Genomic DNA, 18,587 nt, shown 5'->3' with positions numbered 1-18,587 from the left:
TTATATGTGACGAATATTTTGGTTCCTATGAAAATAGTTTCTACTGATATAAAATTCTGTTGACCTAGTGTAACAGTAAATAGCTCAATATATGGATTGAACATCACTAAACAACAATTACCAAACAAAATCTCCACAAACTCTATGGTTGCAGAGATTTGATTTTATGATTAAATTAATAAAATATATAGACTTCTATCAAAAATGATTAGATTTGCTTGCCCATTTGTAAACTGAGCACAGTTAATGTGGAAGTTGTAATCCCCTCACCTGTATTAGGATGACTTTGAGAGTATACCCAGTCTATAGTTGATATAATAAGCAATATGATGGCAATTATCACTCTTACCTTATAATTAATCCTCTTCAATAAATCATCCAAATGAGGTGCAATATAATAAATAATAAGCATACAGCCTACTGAAAACAAAAGTAATCCCTCTAAGCAAATACGTCCATTTAAATTCATGAACTCGTTTGTATAATCCCACCACTTCATTTTCTTCGTCTCCCAAAGATACCAAGCTGTACTATATTCTATAATTCCCGATAAAACGAAAGAACAAAAAAATACAAACCATGGCTTCTTTACAAACCTGTGCAAACATATTAAAGCAATTATTCCCCCAAATCCATAAATGGGCAGCCATGGACCAAACATAGTTCCTCTTTTAACAAATTTCCCATCCATAAATAAGAAAAATGATACCTCCCATATCCAACCTCCAAATGCAAAAACATAAAACATTAATACATACGAAAGTACAGTATACTTTCTGACTGCCCCCATATAAGTCATTCTTTTAAAGTAAACAGGAATAGTAAAATACTCATCTACATAATCAGCACCTATACCTGTTGCAACCTCAGAATCGCTCTCTGGTTCTAAATATTTATCATTCAATACACTGCTATCCTCTATTCCTGCTGTCAATGCTTCTTTTCTAAGTTCAAAATAAAGTTCAACATTAGTACTTGATTTATAAGGATTGCCTATAAAAATATCTAATAAGCCCCCAGATAAATATCCTCCAACCCTCCATCCTAAAAAACTAAGATCAAGTAAAAATGCATTCCACTTTTGTCCCTTCATCATTCTTGAAGATAAATTAATTGCTGTTTTATAATCCACATCAGGATTTTCTGCTACGATATAGGGAACTAGCCGATAACTATACATCTTAATAAATCCACCAACTATAGTAAACCACCATAAAAATTGATATATTGACCTCATCAACATAGTTACAACTTGTTTTCTTATTTTCTTAACACGGAAAGGCATGAAAATTCTTACAAGGTCAGTACTGTAATATGCATGGTTTTCCATATAGAATCTACATCCACCAACTACTATTAAATTTTTCACAAAAATTATTGCAAGAATAGATAGGATAACACCAAGTAAAATTATCACTCCTGCACTTAAAGAATCATCAAAAGCAAACTGATTAAAAGTATTTAAAATGCCAAATAGTACTGAATCTGATGCGTTGATATTATTTATAAAAGAACCTAAAACACCCTCATATCTTTTTTGCATCTTAGGTTCTTCCCCTGTTATACCATGAATAAAATTATTAATAATTTCGGTATTGGATTTTCCTTTAAACTGCAATCCAACAAAACCCTGCTTATAACTCCAATTATCCTTATTAATTGTTTTGGCAACTTCTATGGTAGAAGATACAATATTAAACTTAGTAAACGTAAAATCAGCTATACAAAATAATAAAATAGCTGCAATAATCACGCAACGCCAATAATTATACCTCATGCTCACTCGTGCATGTGATTTAAGTTCTTTTCTATCCCACATATATTTCAAACTCCCTCTTCATAAGGCATTTAGATACAATACAGAACAAGATTTACTCTTTCAACTATAAAAATATACTAAAACATATCTATTATGAATTTCATAATCAATATGTACAATTTACACTAACTAAATGTCCTAAATCCCAAAGCATGTTCTTATATATATGCGTGAGTAAAATATTAAATGCTTTCCATAACGTAATTCTATTTTTAATTATAAAACCTCCACAAACACTAGGTTTGTGAAGGTCTTTACTTATTCATATCTCTTTAGGAATGATTCCTTAAAAATATTTAGCATGAAGCAATTAATGAATTACTCTTTTTGCACCAACATATCCGGTTGAATACATTGGAACTTCTTGAACCTTCAAATTTGGACGAGGAGCCTCTATTATATATCCATTACCTGAATATATAGCTACATGTCCTGGACCATTTTTATTACCTTCTCCCCAATTATAGAAAACTAAATCTCCAGGTTGAAGATTGGATCGATCTACAGATATTGCATTACTATCGAAATATTGGTCTTGACTTGTTCTAAGTACTGAAATGCCTAATTTATTATAAACATATTGTACAAGTCCAGAACAATCAAAACCACTTGGGTTTGTTCCTCCACTTACATATGGAACTCCTATATATTTTCTAGCTTCATCTACTATGGCTTGTCCTTTAGATTTAGTTGGTGTTTGTTCTTGTTCACTAAACAATGCAATTTGACTAACTCCAGAAGCTTGTGAAGACCATCCTGCCCCAAAAGACCCTTCTTTAACATATGCAGTTGTATATTCTAAAACTCCAACACGATTACCACTTAAAACAATTTGTTTTACACCGCTACCTAATTGATGCCAGTCTGCACTAAGATCTCCCTCTTTAGCATAAGCAGTTCCACTTTCTATAACTCCAACACGATTACCACTTAATGAAATTTGTTGAACTCCGCTAGCTAATTGATGCCATTCAGCTCCAAAAGAACCTTCTTTAACATATGCAACACCATTTTCTACTACTCCAACACGATTTCCTTCTAATACAAGTTGTTGAACTCCACTAGCCAATTGATGCCAGTCTGCACTAAGATCTCCTTCTTTAGCATATGCCGTTCCACCTTCTATAACTCCAACACGATTACCACTTAGAGAAATTTGTTGAACTCCACTAGCTAATTGATGCCAGTCTCCAGCAAGTGAACCTTCTTTAACATATGCAGTGCCATTTTCTATAACTCCAATACGGTTGCCTTCTAGTACTAGCTGTTGAACTCCACTAGCTAATTGATGCCATTCTGCACCAATGTCTCCTTCTTTAACATAAGCAACTCCATTTTCTACTACTCCAATACGGTTGCCACTTAGAGATATCTGTTGAACTCCACTAGCTACTTGATGCCATTGTGCACCAAGATCTCCTTCTTTAACATATGCAACTCCATTCTCTATTACTGCAACTCTGTTAATATTATTAACATCAGCTTTAGCTGAAACCTGCGGAACAGCAGCAATAATACCAGCAACAATTGTGCTTAAAATAAGTGTCTTGATTTTTTTCATTATTGACCATCTCCAGTTCCTATTTTATGTTTTCAATAGTAATTTCTACATTTCACTCCAAATTCCTTCTACATTCTTTAAAAAAATATATTATTTGTATAAATATAGGTTTTTACCTATATATTAGAACTAATTTAATTAGTATATTTGTGATAGAAAATACTCATAGAAATGAAATTTTAAATACTATTTTCATAAATTTTTATATAAAAAGAAATCCTACAAACACTGGGTTTGTGGGATTTGTATTAAAGAACCAAACATCTATATTCTAATATTGTCTTACCTCATAAGATTCTATCTTATCATGTACTATAGACTCTTTAACTGACTTATATGGATTTATGTTTTTATCAAATGTATATGTTGGAGAATTAGTGCTCTTATCCTTATCTCTGGCATTATACCATTTTATAAAATCATTAACCTTGTCCATTGTCACATCATATTCTTTAGTATTTCCATTGTCTAAGGATATGCTTAAAATAGCATGTCCTGTATCTGTTTCTTTCTTTTTAACATTAACTACACATGTAGTTTTAATATCTGTTCCTTTTATCTTTGCTGTTACAGTTGCTGTTCCGTCATTTACTGCTGTTACATTACCTTCTTGATCGACAGTTGCTATTGCACCATTATCTACTGACCATTCAACAGGTAATCCTTCTGGAGTTGTTGTTGCTTTTAGTTTTTGTGAATCTCCTGGTAATAGCTCTATAGATGAATTATCTAACACTATTGATGCATTGTCTGGTACTAATTGGCCGTCTTTATCTATATCTATTGCGTCTACATCTACTGTACAATATGGTGTTCCATTAAGAGCACCACTTGATAATTTAACAGTATGCTCACCAAGAGATAAATTTGCCTTTTCATACAACAAGACTTGAGTCGTATATGATGATACTCTGCTATATTCTTCTACAATACTATTATCTATAGACACTTTTACATTAGCCCCTCTAGCTTCTTCAGAATTTTTATGAGCAATTATTCTAAACTTGGTCCCATAAAACTTGAATGAGACTTCACAATTATCTCCACCTACATAGCTTCTTGTATTATTATAATAACCATCTGCCGGTGATACATGTTGCATTATAGATCCTGTATACTTTATATTTGTATTAGTATCATCATACCTTCTCCATCCATCTTCTGGTTGTAGCAGCCTCTGCCCAATTGTAGTTGTACTAGCTGCTCTTACATTCTGAGTTCCTCCAAAACATGTAATTATTAATAACATTGCTACTACCGAAAAAATTTACACTCATAAAGATATAGAAGAGCTTAGAAAAGCTATAGAATTGATTTAAAATTTGTTAGTTGTGTGCTAGTTATGTGCTAGTTATAAATAAAAAATCCACTGTTTTCATAAGTTTTTATACAAAAAGAAATCCCACAAACACTGAGTTTGTGGGATTTGTATTGAAGAACAAACTATCTCTTTGAGAATTGTGGTGCTCTTCTTGCCTTCTTAAGACCGTATTTCTTTCTTTCCTTCATTCTTGGATCTCTAGTTAAGAATCCAGCCTTCTTTAATTCTGGCTTTAATGTTTCATCTGATTTAACAAGTGCTCTTGTTATACCATGTCTGATAGCTCCAGCTTGACCTGTAAGTCCACCACCATGAACATTTACTAATACATCATATTTTTCCTTAGTTCCTGTAAGAACTAATGGTTGGTTTAATATAACTCTTAAAGTTTCTAAACCAAAATATGTTTCTGAATCTCTCTTATTTATTACAACTTTACCTTCACCAGGTACTAGTCTTACTCTTGCAACAGATTTCTTTCTTCTTCCAGTTGCCATGTATTGAACCTTTGCCATTTCAATTCCTCCTCCCGCGTACGGTTTATTAGTACTTTAATTCAAGTACTTCTGGATTTTGAGCTGCGTGATTGTGTTCTGCACCTCTGTTAACTTTTAGCTTTGTAAGCATTTGTCTTCCTAAAACTCCCTTTGGAAGCATTCTTCTTACTGCTTCTTCAAAAGCGAATTCTGGCTTCTTATCAAGAACTTCTCTATATGGAGTTTCCTTTAATCCGCCTGGATATAAACTGTGCTTTCTCATGAACTTTTGATCTAATTTCTTTCCAGTTAAAAGTACCTTTTCAGCATTAATAACTATAACGAAATCTCCACAGTCAACATTTGGTGTAAATGTTGGTTTGTTCTTTCCTCTTAATATTGAAGCAACTTGACTAGCAACTCTTCCTAGTGGCTTACCAGCTGCATCTACAACATACCATTTTCTTTCAACTTCTTGTGGTTTTGCAATGTATGATTTCATCTGTTTCCCTCCCTAAATTTCTTAAAGATTCAAATCTTTATATTTTACTTTCGCTCTTTATGTCAAGATTCTAATATGTGAACCTTATACACATAATTCAACAACATTTATTATTATAATACACGCTTACGGGCGTGTCAACATATTTACAAACTTTTTTAATAAAAAACTTTTTCTAAGCAAAGACCTGATGCTGGCACGCATTTACCAGATTTAGTTCTATCTTTTAATTCAATTATTTGTTGAATTTGCTCGGGATTCAGTTTACCATTTCCAACTAATATAAGTGTGCCTACTATTATTCTTACCATATTATAGAGAAAACCATCAGCAGAAATAAATATTTTTATATGATTTCCCTCTTGCTCCTCTATTCGAAGTTCAGTAATAGTCCTTACTGAGGTTTTTACTGAACTCCCAGGGCTTTTAAATGCAGCAAAATCATGAGTACCTATAAAATACTTACAGGCTTCCCTCATTCTTTGTACGTTAAGCTCATACTTCACATGATACACTGTATTTCTCTCTATAGCTGAAGGCATATATCTATTTAATATAGTATAAGAATAAGTTTTTCCCTTTGAACAGTATCTCGCATGAAATTCCTCATCAACCTCTTCTGCTGTCAATACTACTATATCCTCTGGAAGCTTGCTGTTCAGTGCCCCTCTTATCTTATGTAGTGGAACCCTATCCCCTATATAGAAGTTTGCTACAAACTCTCTTGCATGTACTCCTGAGTCTGTTCTAGAACTGCCAATTACATCAACAGTTTCACCTGTAATGAGTTTAATTGCTTCTTCTATTTTCTGCTGTATAGTGACTTCTTTAACTTGTTTCTGCCACCCACAATAATTTGTTCCATCGTACTCTATTGTAATTTTTATATTTCTCAACTGCATCACCTATTATTTTATTACAAAGCAAATCTTACAAAAAGTCCAACTGCTAATAACATGAAGATTGATAAGTACGCTATGTAATCTATAGTATCATACTTTAATACCTTCATTCTTGTTCTACCTGCTCCACCTCTGTAGCATCTTGCTTCCATAGCCATAGCAAGTTCATCAGCACGTCTAAAAGAACTAATAAATAGTGGAACAAGTAACGGTATCAGATTCTTAGCCTTTTGAATTACATTACCTGATTCAAAATCAGCCCCTCTTGCTTGCTGAGCCTTCATAATTTTATCTGTTTCATCCATCAATGTTGGGATAAATCTAAGAGCTATTGTCATCATCATCGCCAATTCATGTGCAGGAACACCTATCTTTTTAAATGGATTTAATAAACTTTCTATACCATCTGTTAATTCTATTGGTGATGTTGTTAAGGTCAACAAGGATGTTCCAAGTATCAGTAAAATCAATCTTAGAGTCATAAATACAGCTGTATCTACACCAGATTTGTATATGCTGAAATATCCCCAGTCAACAAGTCTTTCATTAGGTGTTCCTTTGATCATAAATACATTAAGTGCTGCTGTTAATACAATTAATATAAACACAGGTTTTAATCCATTATATAAAAATCTAGGATGAACTTTTGAGTTAAATATAGCCAAAAATAAATAAATTAATACAGCTATGTATCCAACATACTTATTTATAATAAACAAAGAGACTATAAACAGTAGGGAACTTAATATCTTAGTTCTCGGATCTAGCCTATGGACAAATGAATTACCTGGTATATATTGTCCTAATGTAATCTCCTTTAACATACTATCTTCTCCTTTTTACTGAGGTTTTAAAGCCTTCATTATTGCTTCTTTTGCCTCTTCTACAGTAATTATATCTTCCTTAATATCAAAACCTCTTTTTCTAAGTTCTTCCCCTAGATAAGTAACCTGAGGAACTGCAAGACCTATATTCTCTAAAGTTTCAATTTCTTTAAATACTTGCTTTGGTGCTCCATCCAATGCAACCTTACCTTTATTCATAACAATTACTCTATCAGCAAGCTTTGCTACATCCTCCATGCTATGACTTACCAATATAGTTGTCATATTGTATTCTTTATGAAGTTTCTTAATTTGAAGTAAAATTTCATCCCTACCTTTAGGATCTAACCCTGCTGTAGGCTCATCTAGAATTAATATTTTAGGCTCCATTGCTACAACACCAGCTATAGCTACTCTTCTCTTTTGCCCACCACTTAACTCAAATGGTGATTTATCTTTATATAAGTCATACTCTAGTCCAACCATCTCCATGGCTCTCTTAGTTCTTATGCTGATTTCTTCATCATTTAACCCTAAGTTTCTAGGTCCATATTGTATATCTTTTTCTATTGTTTCTTCAAATAATTGATACTCTGGATATTGAAAAACTAACCCTACTTTTTTTCTAATATCAGTTAACTTCACACCTTTTTCAGTGATATCCTTGCCGTCTACAATTATAGAGCCTGAACTTGGTTTCAGTAATCCATTAAAATGCTGAATCAATGTGGATTTTCCAGACCCTGTATGACCAATAAGTGCTACAAATTGGCCATCTTCTATTTCTAAATTTATGTTATCTAAAGCTACCTTTTCAAAAGGAGACTTTGGCATATAAACATGAACTAAATTTTCTACTTTAATTGACATAGCGCATCCACCATCTCCTCTATACTTAATATATCTGTATTTATGTTTATACCTTCTTTATTTAACTCATAAGCAAGTTCTGTAACTTGAGGCACATCTAAACCTATTTCTTTCATCATTTTAACCTTTGGAAAAACTTCTCTAGGAGTACCCTCAAGCGCAATCTTACCTTGATCCATAACTACTACCCTATCTCCTTGAACAGCTTCATCCATATAATGAGTTATCAACACAATAGTAATTCCATTTTCTTTGTTAATTTGTTTAATAGTTTTTAGTACTTCTCTCCTACCTGAAGGATCTAACATAGCTGTAGGTTCATCTAAAACTATACATTTAGGACTCATTGCTAAAATACCTGCTATAGCAATTCTTTGTTTCTGTCCACCAGATAATAGATGTGGTGCATGTTTTCTATATTCATACATGCCAACCTTCTTTAGACTTTCATCAACTCTTTTTCTTATTTCTACTGGAGGTATACCTATATTTTCAGGGCCAAAAGCTACATCCTCTTCAACTATTGTTGCAACTAATTGATTATCTGGATTTTGAAATACCATTCCTACATTCTTACGTATTTCCCACATGTTCTCTTCTACTTCGGTGTCCATTCCTGAAACATACACTTTTCCACCAGAAGGTAACAGTAGCACATTCATATGTTTTGCTATGGTAGATTTTCCTGATCCATTATGACCTAAAACTACAAGAAATTCTCCTTTTTTAACGGATAAACTTACTCCATTAACCGCTAATTTTTCATTACCTTCGTTATCTACATATTTATGCATCAAATCAACACAGTTAATCATTTCATTATCCATTCAGTTATCCTCCAAAATAATATTATTATTTTTATTATATATTTTCTTATACAATAATCAATTCTTTTATTATATAAGAAAATATCCCCATATACTTATCAATTATAATACTCATATGTCTGCTTATCAAAATTAAGTATATTAAAATAGGGATTAAGCAACACTTAATCCCTCTTAAAAAACTTAAATTATACTAATTCTAATATAACTACTTCTGCTGCGTCGCCTCTTCTTTGGCCAACTTTAAGCATTCTAGTGTATCCACCGTTTCTTTCAGCATACTTTGGAGCTATGTTATCGAATAAGTTTTTAACAACTTCTTCTTCTGTAACAAAAGATAATACTTGTCTTCTAGCGTGAAGATCTCCTCTTTTTCCAAGAGTAATCATCTTTTCAGCAAGACATCTTGCTTCTTTAGCTCTAGTCTCTGTTGTTTCTATTTTACCATGCTTTAATAAACTTGTTACAAGATTTCTTAGCATAGCCTTTCTTTGGTCTGTTGGACGACCTAACTTACGAGTTCCTGCCATGACACTGCCTCCTTACTCATCGTTTAATCTTAAGCCTAAGCTTAATTCTTTTAACTTTCTCTCTACTTCTTCAAGAGATTTCTTTCCAAGATTTCTGACTTTCATCATATCATCCATGGATCTTTGTGCTAACTCTTGAACAGTGTTAATTCCGGCTCTCTTTAAGCAGTTATAAGATCTAACTGAAAGGTCTAACTCTTCAATTGTCATCTCGAGTGCCTTTTCCTTCTTATCTTCTTCCTTCTCAACCATTATTTCAACATCATTAGTGCTGTCAGTTAATGTTAAGAACAGCTTAAAGTGCTCTATTAATATTTTAGCTGATAGGCTTATAGCCTCTTCTATCTTTACAGTTCCATTAGTCCAAACTTCTATTGTTAACTTATCGTAGTCAGTAATCTGACCTACTCTAGTGTTTTCAACTGTGAAGTTTACTCTCTTTACTGGAGTATATATTGAGTCAACAGCTATTGCCATTATAGGAAGATCTTCTGTTTTATTCTTGTTTTGAGTAACATATCCTCTTCCTCTGTTAACAGTGATTTCCATATAAAGTCTTCCATCATCATCTAATGTAGCAATATGAACATCCTTATTAACAACCTCTACATCTCCATCAGTTTTTATATCTGCACCTGTAACAACTCCAGGTCCTTTTGCATCAATATAAATTGTTTTTGGTCCTTCTCCGTTCATCTTAAGAGCTAAAGTCTTAATATTAAGTATTAATTCAGTTACATCTTCCTTAACACCTTGAACAGTTGAAAATTCATGTACAACTCCATCTATTTTTATAGATGTTGCAGCAACTCCAGGTAAAGAAGATAATAATATTCTTCTTAATGCATTTCCAAGAGTTATTCCATATCCTCTTTCAAGAGGCTCAACAACAAATTTACCATATGTTCCATCTTCATTTGATTCAACACATTCTATTATTGGTTTTTCAATTTCTAACATCCAACGAACCCTCCTTGTATTAAAATGGCAACTTATCTTTGAGGGCAACTGATTCTATATTTGCAAAAAGGAATCGAATTCCTTTTGCAAACATCATCTATTACTTGCTGTATAACTCAACGATTAGAGTTTCATTTACTGGTACGTCTATGTCTTCTCTTGCTGGTAATGCTACTACTGTTCCTGAGAAACTTTCAGCATTAACTGTTAACCACTTTGGTAGTGGCTTTGGATTTTCAGCAAAAGTCTTGAATTTTTCAGTTGACTTGCTGTTATCACAAACTGTTATAACATCATTAACAGAAACTTTGTATGATGGAATATCTACTCTGTGTCCATTTACTAAGAAATGTCCGTGAGTAACTAATTGTCTAGCTTCGTTTCTTGAAGCACCATATCCTAATCTGTAAACAACGTTATCTAATCTTAATTCAAGAAGCATTAATAAGTTTTCACCTGTTATACCTCTTGTTCTTTCAGCTCTTTCATAATACTTTCTGAATTGGCCTTCAAGAATTCCATATATTCTCTTAGCTTTTTGCTTTTCTCTTAATTGTTGTCCGTAGTTAGAAATCTTCTTCTTGCTTGCTCCGTGTTGACCTGGCGCATAACTTCTTCTAGCGAACGCACATTTATCTGTATAACATCTATCCCCTTTAAGGAATAACTTCATACCTTCTCTTCTACATAATCTACATGTAGCTTCAGTATATCTTGCCATTAATTTTACACCTCCTGTATTGTATTACTAAACTCTTCTTCTCTTAGGTGGTCTACAACCGTTATGTGGAATTGGGGTAACATCTTTAATTAAAGTTACTTCTAATCCAGCAGCTTGTAGTGATCTTATAGCCGCTTCTCTACCAGCTCCTGGTCCCTTTACGTAAACTTCAACACTCTTTAAACCGTGTTCCATAGCACTTTTAGCTGCTGTTTCAGCCGCCATTTGTGCAGCAAATGGAGTACTCTTTCTTGATCCTCTGAAACCTAATGCTCCAGCACTTGACCATGATAATGCATTTCCATTAACATCAGTTAAAGTTACTATTGAATTGTTAAAAGTTGACTTTATATGTGCAGCACCATGCTCTATATTCTTTCTTTCTTTTCTTCTTCTAGTCTTCTTAACTTTTTGAGCCATTACCTTACCTCCTTACTACTTCTTCTTATTAGCCATAGTTTTCTTAGGGCCTTTTCTTGTTCTTGCATTTGTCTTAGTCTTTTGACCTCTAACTGGAAGTCCTTTTCTATGTCTTATTCCTCTGTAACATCCGATTTCTACTAATCTCTTAATGTTAAGAGCAACACCTCTTCTTAAGTCACCTTCAACTATTAAATGTTTGTTGATGTATTCTCTTATTGAGTTTACTTCTTCTTCTGATAAGTCCTTAACTCTTTCATCTGGATTTATACCAGTTTCAGCTAAGATCTTTTGAGAAGTAGGTAGTCCTATTCCATATATATAAGTTAGACCTATTTCAACTCTTTTTTCTCTTGGTAGGTCAACGCCTGATATTCTTGCCATTAAACTTTACACCTCCTGGTATTTGAAACTAATGAATTTATTAATAAAAATATTAGATTTTGTATGAAAATTCACACAATCAGCCGCCTCTAATATTTGAATTGGTTAATTTAATGCCTATATAATTTTATTTGACTTTTGACAAAAAGTCAATAAAAATCCTGTGACAATTATTAAATGTTTATTGCCTATTAGCCTTGTTTTTGTTTGTGCTTAGGATTTTCACAGATTACCATTACTCTTCCTTTTCTTCTTATAACTTTGCACTTTTCGCAAATAGGCTTAACTGATGGTCTTACTTTCATCGGTAACCCTCCTCATTAATGGTAAGCCTAATTCTTAGGCTCCTATTTTGCTCTCCAAGTAATTCTACCCCTTGTAAGATCGTATGGAGAAAGTTCAACTGTTACTTTATCTCCAGGTAGAATTCTTATAAAATTCATTCTTAACTTTCCTGAAATATGAGCTAAAATTGTATGCCCACTCTCAAGTTGTACTTGAAACATTGCATTAGGTAGTGATTCTAAAACCACGCCTTGCATTTCTATTACATCATTTTTTGACATAAGGTAATCAACCCTCCTTGACATTACCATTGAGCTTCAAAAACCTCTTAATTTTCAAATTTAAATTTTTATCTTTTGAAAGAATGGCTTCTTGAATATCTAGATCCATTACATTCGTAAACAATAAATGCTTAAATTTTTTCAATTTAGGTTTTTTTGTGGTTTTCGTGCTTCCGTTAGCTAATAACAAATTATTTTCTAATTCATCTATTATTACATAACAGTCACCCTTGTCGTGCCCTGCTTGTGAAAGCACCATTCTGCCAATAAGTTCTTTTTTAACCAAAGCATCCACCTCGATGATTACCTTAGTCATAAATCAACATTATATAATAATGTGAATTATAACTAAGCAAAAGGTTATGTTATTTTACTAATGTAAGTATTTCTGGGCCGTCAACTAAAATAGCTACTGTATTTTCATAGTGTGCTGATAATTTCTTATCAGCTGTAACTACAGTCCATTGATCAGCAAGAGTTCTTACTTTATGAGTTCCTAGGTTAACCATAGGTTCTATGGCCAATACCATTCCATGCTGTAACTTGCAACCTTTATTTGGTTTTCCAAAGTTAGGTACGTCTGGATCCTCATGAACTTCTTCGCCAATCCCATGACCTACATAGTCTCTGACAACTGATAATCCATGTGATTCAACATACTGTTGAATAGCATGAGATATATCTGTAAGTCTATTGCCCACTTTTGCATTTTCAATTCCCTGAAAGAAACTCTCTTGAGTAATTCTAATAAGCTTACTAGCATCTTCTGATACATTACCTACAGGAAAGGTTCTAGCTGCATCACTATGGTATCCATTAAGAAGAACACCACAATCTATACTAACTATATCCCCTTCTTTTAGTTTATAGTTACCAGGAAACCCATGCACGACGCTTTCATTAACAGATATGCAGGTTGCAGCTGGAAAACCATACAATCCCTTAAATGATGGGATTCCACCATGTTCTCTAATAAAAGTTTCTGCAACAGCATCTACTTCGGCTGTAGTTATTCCCGGTTTTATATACTTTTCAACCAATAATAAAGTTTCTGCTAAAAGTCTACCCGATTTTCTCATTAGATCAATTTGCAAATCATTTTTAATAATTATCATCTAATTTGCACTACCTAATATCGCACAGATGCTTTCAAAAACTTTATTAATAGCTTTTGTACCATCAACTGCTGAAAGCATATTTCTTTCCTTATAGAAGTCGATTAAAGGTTGAGTTTGTGCCTCATATACATTTAATCTTTCCATAACAGTTTCTTCAGTATCATCTTTTCTTTGGATTACATTATCTCCACATAAATCACATTTACCTGAATTTGTAGGAGGATTGAATTTTATATGATAACTTGCTCCACATCCTGGACAAACTCTTCTTCCAGTCATTCTTTCTAATATAAAGTCCCTAGGAACTTCAATTAGTAGTGCTGTATCTAACTTTTCTCCTCTTTCAGAAAGAAAAGTCTGAAGAGCTTCTGCTTGTTGAACTGTTCTTGGAAATCCATCTAATAGATATCCTTGTTTACAGTCTTCTTGAGACAGTCTATCCTTAACCATATTAATAGTTACTTCATCTGGAACCAATTGTCCATTATCTATATATTTTCTTGCCTCTAAACCAAGTGGAGTATTCTCAGAAATGTTCTTTCTGAAGATATCTCCAGTTGATATATGTGGTATAGAATATTTATTACTTATTGATTTTGCCTGTGTTCCCTTACCTGCTCCAGGAGGACCCAATAATACTATCTTCATATGGGCATCATCTCCCTATCTATATTACTTAAATACTACTTACTTTAGGAATCCGTCATAGTGTCTCATTATAAGTTGTGATTGTAGTTGTCTCATTACTTCCATTCCAACACTTACTAAAATCAATATTGAAGTTCCACTTAAACCTATTTGTGAAAAATTGGTGTGGTTTTGTAAGTAAACTGGAATTACGGCTACTAATGCTGCAAACAATCCACCAAATACTGATACTCTATTTAAAATCTTTTCAAGATATATTGTTGTTGCTTCTCCTGGTCTTACACCTGGTATAAAACCTGCAGATTTATGCATGTTTTCAGACATTTCTTCTGGTTTAAATGTAATTTGTGTGTAGAACCAAGTAAAGAATATTGTAAGCAATGCATATATTACAAGGTACCACCATTTTTGTTGATTAAATGGACTATAATCTCCATTCATTATCCATATAGCCCAATCCTTTGTTGGAGCAAATTGTGCTATTACTCTTGGGAACTCCATTACTGACATAGCAAAAATAATTGCTATAACAGCTGTTCCTATGATACTAAATGGTATATGAGTTGATTGACCTTTATATACTTTGTTACCTACAGCTTTACCAGCGTATTGAACTGGTACTCTTCTTTCTGCTAATGATAATAGAACTATTACGTATAATAAAGCTATTACACCAACAACAAGTAGTGCTGATTTTACAATATCTCCGCCTTCACCTTCAGTTGCTTGACTTAAAGATCTTGCCATGAATGGTAATCTAGAAATAATGTTAACCATGATTAGTAATGATACTCCATTACCAAGTCCTCTAACAGTAATTCTATCACCTAACCACATACTGAACATAGCACCTATAGTTAAAACACCTAAAATTACAACTATACCGAATTTTGACGTATCTACTAGGTTACCAGAATTGCTCATTGTTACATAAGCCCCCCAAGCTAATACAAAACTTAAAGGAATTGAAAGGTATCTAGTAAGATTTTGTATCTTCTTTCTACCGTCATCTCCTTCTTTTTGAAGCTGTTCTAGCTTTGGAATAGCTACTGTTAACAATTGAACTATAATCGATGCATTAATATATGGTGATACCCCTACAGCAAAAATACTCATTTTGCTTAGTGATCCACCAGCTATTAAATCATAAAATTGAAGTAGACCTCCGGATTTTGCAGTAAGACCAGTAGTCATTACTCCAGGAACACGAATATTACTTCCTATTCTGAAGATTGCTACTAAAAACACAGTCCATAATATTTTCTTTCTTAAATCCGGAACCTTCCAGGCATTACGTAGGGTTGATAGCATGATTAAATCACCTCAACTTTTCCTCCAGCTGCTTCTATTTTGTCTACTGCTGATTTGGAGAATTTGCAGCCCTTAACTGTTAAACTCTTTTCAATGTTTCCATTTCCTAATATCTTAACTCCGTCTAGTAATTTACTTACTACTCTTCTGTCAAGTAAAACTTCTGGAGTAACTTCTGTACCATTTTCAAAAATGTTAAGTCTGTCAACATTAATTGTTACATACTCTTTTGTAAATGGATTCTTGAATCCTCTCTTAGGAAGTCTTCTGAATAAAGGCATTTGGCCTCCTTCAAATCCTGGTCTTACGCCACCGCCAGATCTAGAGTTTTGACCCTTTTCACCTTTACCAGCGTTTCTTCCTAATCCTGAACCTGTTCCTCTACCAACTCTCTTTGGAGCTTTTTTACTGCCTGTTGCAGGTTTTAACTCATGAAGTTTCATTAAAATACACCTCCTCGTTCTTAAACTTCTTCAACTTTTAATAAATAATTTATTTTATTAACCATGCCTCTTATTTGAGGAGTTTCATCATGTTCTACTGTTTTACCTATCTTATTTAGTCCAAGGGCACTTGCAGTAGCAATATGATCTTTCTTTCTTCCAATTAAGCTCTTTACTAAAGTAACTTTAATCTTAGCCATTGCATATACCTCCTATCCTAAAATTTCTTCAACAGATTTTCCTCTTAATTTTGCTATATCTTCTGCTGTTCTTAAGCTTGCTAATCCGTTAATTGTTGCATTAACCATGTTTCTTGGGTTATTAGAACCTAATGACTTAGCTCTAACATCCTTAACTCCCGCTAATTCAAGTACTGCTCTTGCAGGACCTCCAGCGATAACTCCTGTACCTTCTGTAGCTGGCATTAATAATACATTACCAGTACCGAATTTACCATATATTTGATGAGGAATTGTTGTTCCAACTAATGAAACTTCTACAAGATTTTTCTTTGCATCTTCAATTCCTTTTCTGATTGCTTCTGGTATTTCTATAGACTTTCCAATTCCTACTCCAACGTGTCCGTTTTCGTCACCAACAACTACTAGAGCACTGAATCTGAAATTTCTACCACCTTTAACAACCTTAGTAACTCTGTTTATATAAACTACTTTTTCTTTAAGGTCTAGTGTGCTAGGATCGATTCTCATGTATTTCCCTCCTCTTTTTTAGAATTTTAAACCTGCTTCTCTTGCACCTTCTGCTAATTCTTGAACTCTTCCGTGATATATGTATCCACCTCTGTCGAATACTACATCTTCAATTCCTTTGGCAAGCGCTCTTTTAGCAACTAATTCTCCAACAGCTTTTGCTGCTTCTTTATTACTTCCGCTTTTTCCAGCGAAGTCTTTATCTAATGATGAAGCTGCAACTATTGTTACTCTATTTACATCATCTATAATTTGTGCATAGATATTCTTATCACTTCTGTAAACTGAAAGTCTTGGTCTTTCAACTGTTCCTAAAACTTTCTTTCTTACTCTAAGGTGACGTCTTTCTCTTGATATCTTTCTGTCTACCTTTTTGAACATTAAGGTTCACTCCTTTCTGTTATTCCTAACTATTACTTCTTACCAGTCTTACCTTCTTTACGTCTGATAACTTCATCTGAATACTTAATTCCCTTACCCTTATATGGTTCTGGAACTCTCCAAGATCTTATATCAGCTGCTACGGCTCCAACTTTTTCTTTATCTATTCCTTCAACTATAACTTTAGTTGTTCCATCTAATTTAAAAGATACACCTTCAATTGCTGCAACTTCAACTGGATGAGAATAACCTAAGTTCATCACAAGGTTCTTTCCTTGTAATTGTGCTCTATAACCAACACCGATTAGTTCTAGAGTTTTTGCATAACCAGTAGTTACTCCTGTAACCATGTTATTTATTAAGGCTCTTGTTAATCCATGAAGAGCTCTATGATTTTTATCTTCGCTTGGTCTAGTAACAACTATTTCATTGTTTTCAACTGCTATATTAATGTCTTTATGCATAGCTTTTACAAGCTCCCCTTTAGGTCCTTTTACTGTAACAACGTTATCTGGTGTTACACTAAAAGTTACGCCTGCAGGGATTGCTATTGGTAGTCTACCAACTCTTGACATGTTCGCACCTCCTGTAATTTGGCATAAGAAAATCTATCTTATTTTCTAATATCTTATTTTCAATCTCAATCTAAAAACTAACGATTAGGGATTACCATACGTAGCAAAGTACTTCTCCGCCTAATCCTGACTTTCTTGCTTCTCTATCAACTAATAATCCTTGAGAAGTTGATATTACAGCTATTCCTAAACCATTAAGAACTTTAGGAACTTCATCTTTTTTGCAATAAACTCTTAATCCTGGCTTAGATATTCTCTTTAATCCAGTGATAACTCTTTCATTGCTTGCTCCGTACTTAAGAGTTAATCTTAGCATTGGTACAACGCCATCATTGTATTCCTCTACTTCTTTTATATAACCTTCTTGAACTAATATATTTACAATAGCCTTCTTAACGTTTGAAGAAGGTACTTCAACAACCTCATGTTTAACAGCATTTGCATTTCTTATACGAGTTAGCAAATCTGCGATTGGATCTGTTATAGCCATTCTATTGTGCCTCCTTTCATATATCGAATAATCTTACCAACTTGCTTTCTTACAACCAGGAATCTCACCTTTGTAAGCAAGTTCTCTAAAACAGATACGGCATATTCCGAATTTCTTTATAACTGCATGTGGTCTTCCACAAATTCTACATCTTGTGTAGGCTCTAGTCTTGTACTTAGGCTCTTTATTCCACTTTTCGATAATTGCCTTACGTGCCACGATATCCCC

The 18,587-nt window shown here is 33.5% G+C and carries 27 protein-coding genes; all 27 read right to left on the bottom strand.

Features of this window, described 5'->3' with window-relative positions; translation table 11 throughout:
• Positions 1-208 precede the first annotated feature (208 nt).
• The 27 genes from OCU47_RS20935 to OCU47_RS20805 all read right to left on the bottom strand — a co-directional run bounded on the left by OCU47_RS20935 (position 209) and on the right by OCU47_RS20805 (position 18,578).
• Positions 209-1,819: a DUF975 family protein gene (locus OCU47_RS20935; RefSeq protein ID WP_261830495.1), complete on the bottom strand. Its 1,611-nt coding sequence runs from the start codon at positions 1,817-1,819 to the stop codon at positions 209-211.
• A 310-nt stretch (positions 1,820-2,129) separates the two neighbouring features.
• A complete protein-coding gene (locus OCU47_RS20930) occupies positions 2,130-3,380 on the bottom strand; it encodes a C40 family peptidase (protein WP_261830494.1) in 1,251 nt (416 codons plus the stop codon).
• Between the two features lie 271 nt (positions 3,381-3,651).
• Positions 3,652-4,629 carry an Ig-like domain-containing protein gene (locus OCU47_RS21805; RefSeq protein WP_309297461.1) on the bottom strand — a complete coding sequence of 326 codons (978 nt, stop codon included), beginning with the start codon at positions 4,627-4,629 and terminating at the stop codon, positions 3,652-3,654.
• A 194-nt stretch (positions 4,630-4,823) separates the two neighbouring features.
• Complete coding sequence (gene rpsI / locus OCU47_RS20920; RefSeq protein WP_261830493.1) at positions 4,824-5,216, bottom strand: 30S ribosomal protein S9; 393 nt, start codon at positions 5,214-5,216, stop codon at positions 4,824-4,826.
• Between the two features lie 28 nt (positions 5,217-5,244).
• Complete coding sequence (gene rplM, locus OCU47_RS20915) at positions 5,245-5,679, bottom strand: 50S ribosomal protein L13 (RefSeq protein WP_261830492.1); 435 nt, start codon at positions 5,677-5,679, stop codon at positions 5,245-5,247.
• A 158-nt stretch (positions 5,680-5,837) separates the two neighbouring features.
• Complete coding sequence (gene truA, locus OCU47_RS20910; RefSeq protein WP_261830491.1) at positions 5,838-6,575, bottom strand: tRNA pseudouridine(38-40) synthase TruA; 738 nt, start codon at positions 6,573-6,575, stop codon at positions 5,838-5,840.
• A 20-nt stretch (positions 6,576-6,595) separates the two neighbouring features.
• Positions 6,596-7,405 (bottom strand): energy-coupling factor transporter transmembrane component T family protein, encoded by an 810-nt coding sequence (locus OCU47_RS20905; protein ID WP_261830490.1) that lies wholly within the window; start codon positions 7,403-7,405, stop codon positions 6,596-6,598.
• Positions 7,406-7,420: 15 nt separating this feature from the next.
• Complete coding sequence (locus OCU47_RS20900) at positions 7,421-8,275, bottom strand: energy-coupling factor transporter ATPase (protein ID WP_261830489.1); 855 nt, start codon at positions 8,273-8,275, stop codon at positions 7,421-7,423.
• A complete protein-coding gene (locus OCU47_RS20895; protein WP_261830488.1) occupies positions 8,260-9,102 on the bottom strand; it encodes an energy-coupling factor transporter ATPase in 843 nt (280 codons plus the stop codon). The genes OCU47_RS20900 and OCU47_RS20895 overlap by 16 nt, the downstream gene beginning before the upstream one ends.
• Positions 9,103-9,290: 188 nt before the next feature.
• Positions 9,291-9,632, bottom strand: coding sequence for a 50S ribosomal protein L17 (gene rplQ / locus OCU47_RS20890; RefSeq protein ID WP_261830487.1), 342 nt, complete (start codon positions 9,630-9,632; stop codon positions 9,291-9,293).
• Between the two features lie 12 nt (positions 9,633-9,644).
• Positions 9,645-10,592, bottom strand: a complete 948-nt coding sequence (locus tag OCU47_RS20885; RefSeq protein WP_261830486.1) for a DNA-directed RNA polymerase subunit alpha — start codon at positions 10,590-10,592, stop codon at positions 9,645-9,647.
• A 100-nt stretch (positions 10,593-10,692) separates the two neighbouring features.
• Complete coding sequence (gene rpsD / locus OCU47_RS20880) at positions 10,693-11,313, bottom strand: 30S ribosomal protein S4 (RefSeq protein WP_261830485.1); 621 nt, start codon at positions 11,311-11,313, stop codon at positions 10,693-10,695.
• A 27-nt stretch (positions 11,314-11,340) separates the two neighbouring features.
• On the bottom strand, positions 11,341-11,733 hold the full coding sequence (rpsK, locus tag OCU47_RS20875; protein ID WP_261830484.1) for a 30S ribosomal protein S11: 393 nt from the start codon (positions 11,731-11,733) through the stop codon (positions 11,341-11,343).
• 15 nt (positions 11,734-11,748) lie between these two features.
• Complete coding sequence (rpsM, locus tag OCU47_RS20870; protein ID WP_261830483.1) at positions 11,749-12,117, bottom strand: 30S ribosomal protein S13; 369 nt, start codon at positions 12,115-12,117, stop codon at positions 11,749-11,751.
• Positions 12,118-12,308: 191 nt separating this feature from the next.
• Complete coding sequence (gene rpmJ / locus OCU47_RS20865; protein WP_039312872.1) at positions 12,309-12,422, bottom strand: 50S ribosomal protein L36; 114 nt, start codon at positions 12,420-12,422, stop codon at positions 12,309-12,311.
• A 42-nt stretch (positions 12,423-12,464) separates the two neighbouring features.
• The gene (infA, locus tag OCU47_RS20860) at positions 12,465-12,683 is read right to left on the bottom strand and encodes a translation initiation factor IF-1 (protein WP_261830482.1); all 219 of its coding nucleotides are present in this window, start codon (positions 12,681-12,683) and stop codon (positions 12,465-12,467) included.
• A 7-nt stretch (positions 12,684-12,690) separates the two neighbouring features.
• The gene (locus tag OCU47_RS20855) at positions 12,691-12,999 is read right to left on the bottom strand and encodes a hypothetical protein (RefSeq protein WP_376778049.1); all 309 of its coding nucleotides are present in this window, start codon (positions 12,997-12,999) and stop codon (positions 12,691-12,693) included.
• A gap of 49 nt (positions 13,000-13,048) precedes the next feature.
• Positions 13,049-13,798 carry a type I methionyl aminopeptidase gene (gene map / locus OCU47_RS20850; protein ID WP_261830480.1) on the bottom strand — a complete coding sequence of 250 codons (750 nt, stop codon included), beginning with the start codon at positions 13,796-13,798 and terminating at the stop codon, positions 13,049-13,051.
• Complete coding sequence (locus tag OCU47_RS20845; RefSeq protein WP_261830479.1) at positions 13,799-14,449, bottom strand: adenylate kinase; 651 nt, start codon at positions 14,447-14,449, stop codon at positions 13,799-13,801. It lies immediately after the preceding gene.
• A gap of 39 nt (positions 14,450-14,488) precedes the next feature.
• Positions 14,489-15,760 carry a preprotein translocase subunit SecY gene (secY, locus tag OCU47_RS20840; protein ID WP_261830478.1) on the bottom strand — a complete coding sequence of 424 codons (1,272 nt, stop codon included), beginning with the start codon at positions 15,758-15,760 and terminating at the stop codon, positions 14,489-14,491.
• A 2-nt stretch (positions 15,761-15,762) separates the two neighbouring features.
• Positions 15,763-16,203 (bottom strand): 50S ribosomal protein L15, encoded by a 441-nt coding sequence (gene rplO, locus OCU47_RS20835; RefSeq protein WP_261830477.1) that lies wholly within the window; start codon positions 16,201-16,203, stop codon positions 15,763-15,765.
• Positions 16,204-16,223: 20 nt separating this feature from the next.
• On the bottom strand, positions 16,224-16,403 hold the full coding sequence (gene rpmD, locus OCU47_RS20830) for a 50S ribosomal protein L30 (RefSeq protein WP_261830476.1): 180 nt from the start codon (positions 16,401-16,403) through the stop codon (positions 16,224-16,226).
• Between the two features lie 12 nt (positions 16,404-16,415).
• Positions 16,416-16,913: a 30S ribosomal protein S5 gene (gene rpsE / locus OCU47_RS20825; protein WP_261830475.1), complete on the bottom strand. Its 498-nt coding sequence runs from the start codon at positions 16,911-16,913 to the stop codon at positions 16,416-16,418.
• Between the two features lie 18 nt (positions 16,914-16,931).
• Positions 16,932-17,294 carry a 50S ribosomal protein L18 gene (rplR, locus tag OCU47_RS20820; RefSeq protein ID WP_261830474.1) on the bottom strand — a complete coding sequence of 121 codons (363 nt, stop codon included), beginning with the start codon at positions 17,292-17,294 and terminating at the stop codon, positions 16,932-16,934.
• Positions 17,295-17,326: 32 nt separating this feature from the next.
• Positions 17,327-17,869, bottom strand: a complete 543-nt coding sequence (gene rplF, locus OCU47_RS20815; protein ID WP_261830473.1) for a 50S ribosomal protein L6 — start codon at positions 17,867-17,869, stop codon at positions 17,327-17,329.
• Positions 17,870-17,960: 91 nt separating this feature from the next.
• Positions 17,961-18,359 carry a 30S ribosomal protein S8 gene (rpsH, locus tag OCU47_RS20810; protein ID WP_261830472.1) on the bottom strand — a complete coding sequence of 133 codons (399 nt, stop codon included), beginning with the start codon at positions 18,357-18,359 and terminating at the stop codon, positions 17,961-17,963.
• Between the two features lie 33 nt (positions 18,360-18,392).
• Positions 18,393-18,578 (bottom strand): type Z 30S ribosomal protein S14, encoded by a 186-nt coding sequence (locus tag OCU47_RS20805; RefSeq protein WP_261830471.1) that lies wholly within the window; start codon positions 18,576-18,578, stop codon positions 18,393-18,395.
• Positions 18,579-18,587 lie beyond the last annotated feature (9 nt).

The sequence above is a fragment of the Clostridium sp. TW13 genome, from assembly GCF_024345225.1.
In the GTDB taxonomy this organism is placed as follows: Bacteria; Bacillota; Clostridia; order Clostridiales; family Clostridiaceae; genus Inconstantimicrobium; species Inconstantimicrobium mannanitabidum.
This window is presented reverse-complemented; position numbering and strand designations above follow the sequence as displayed.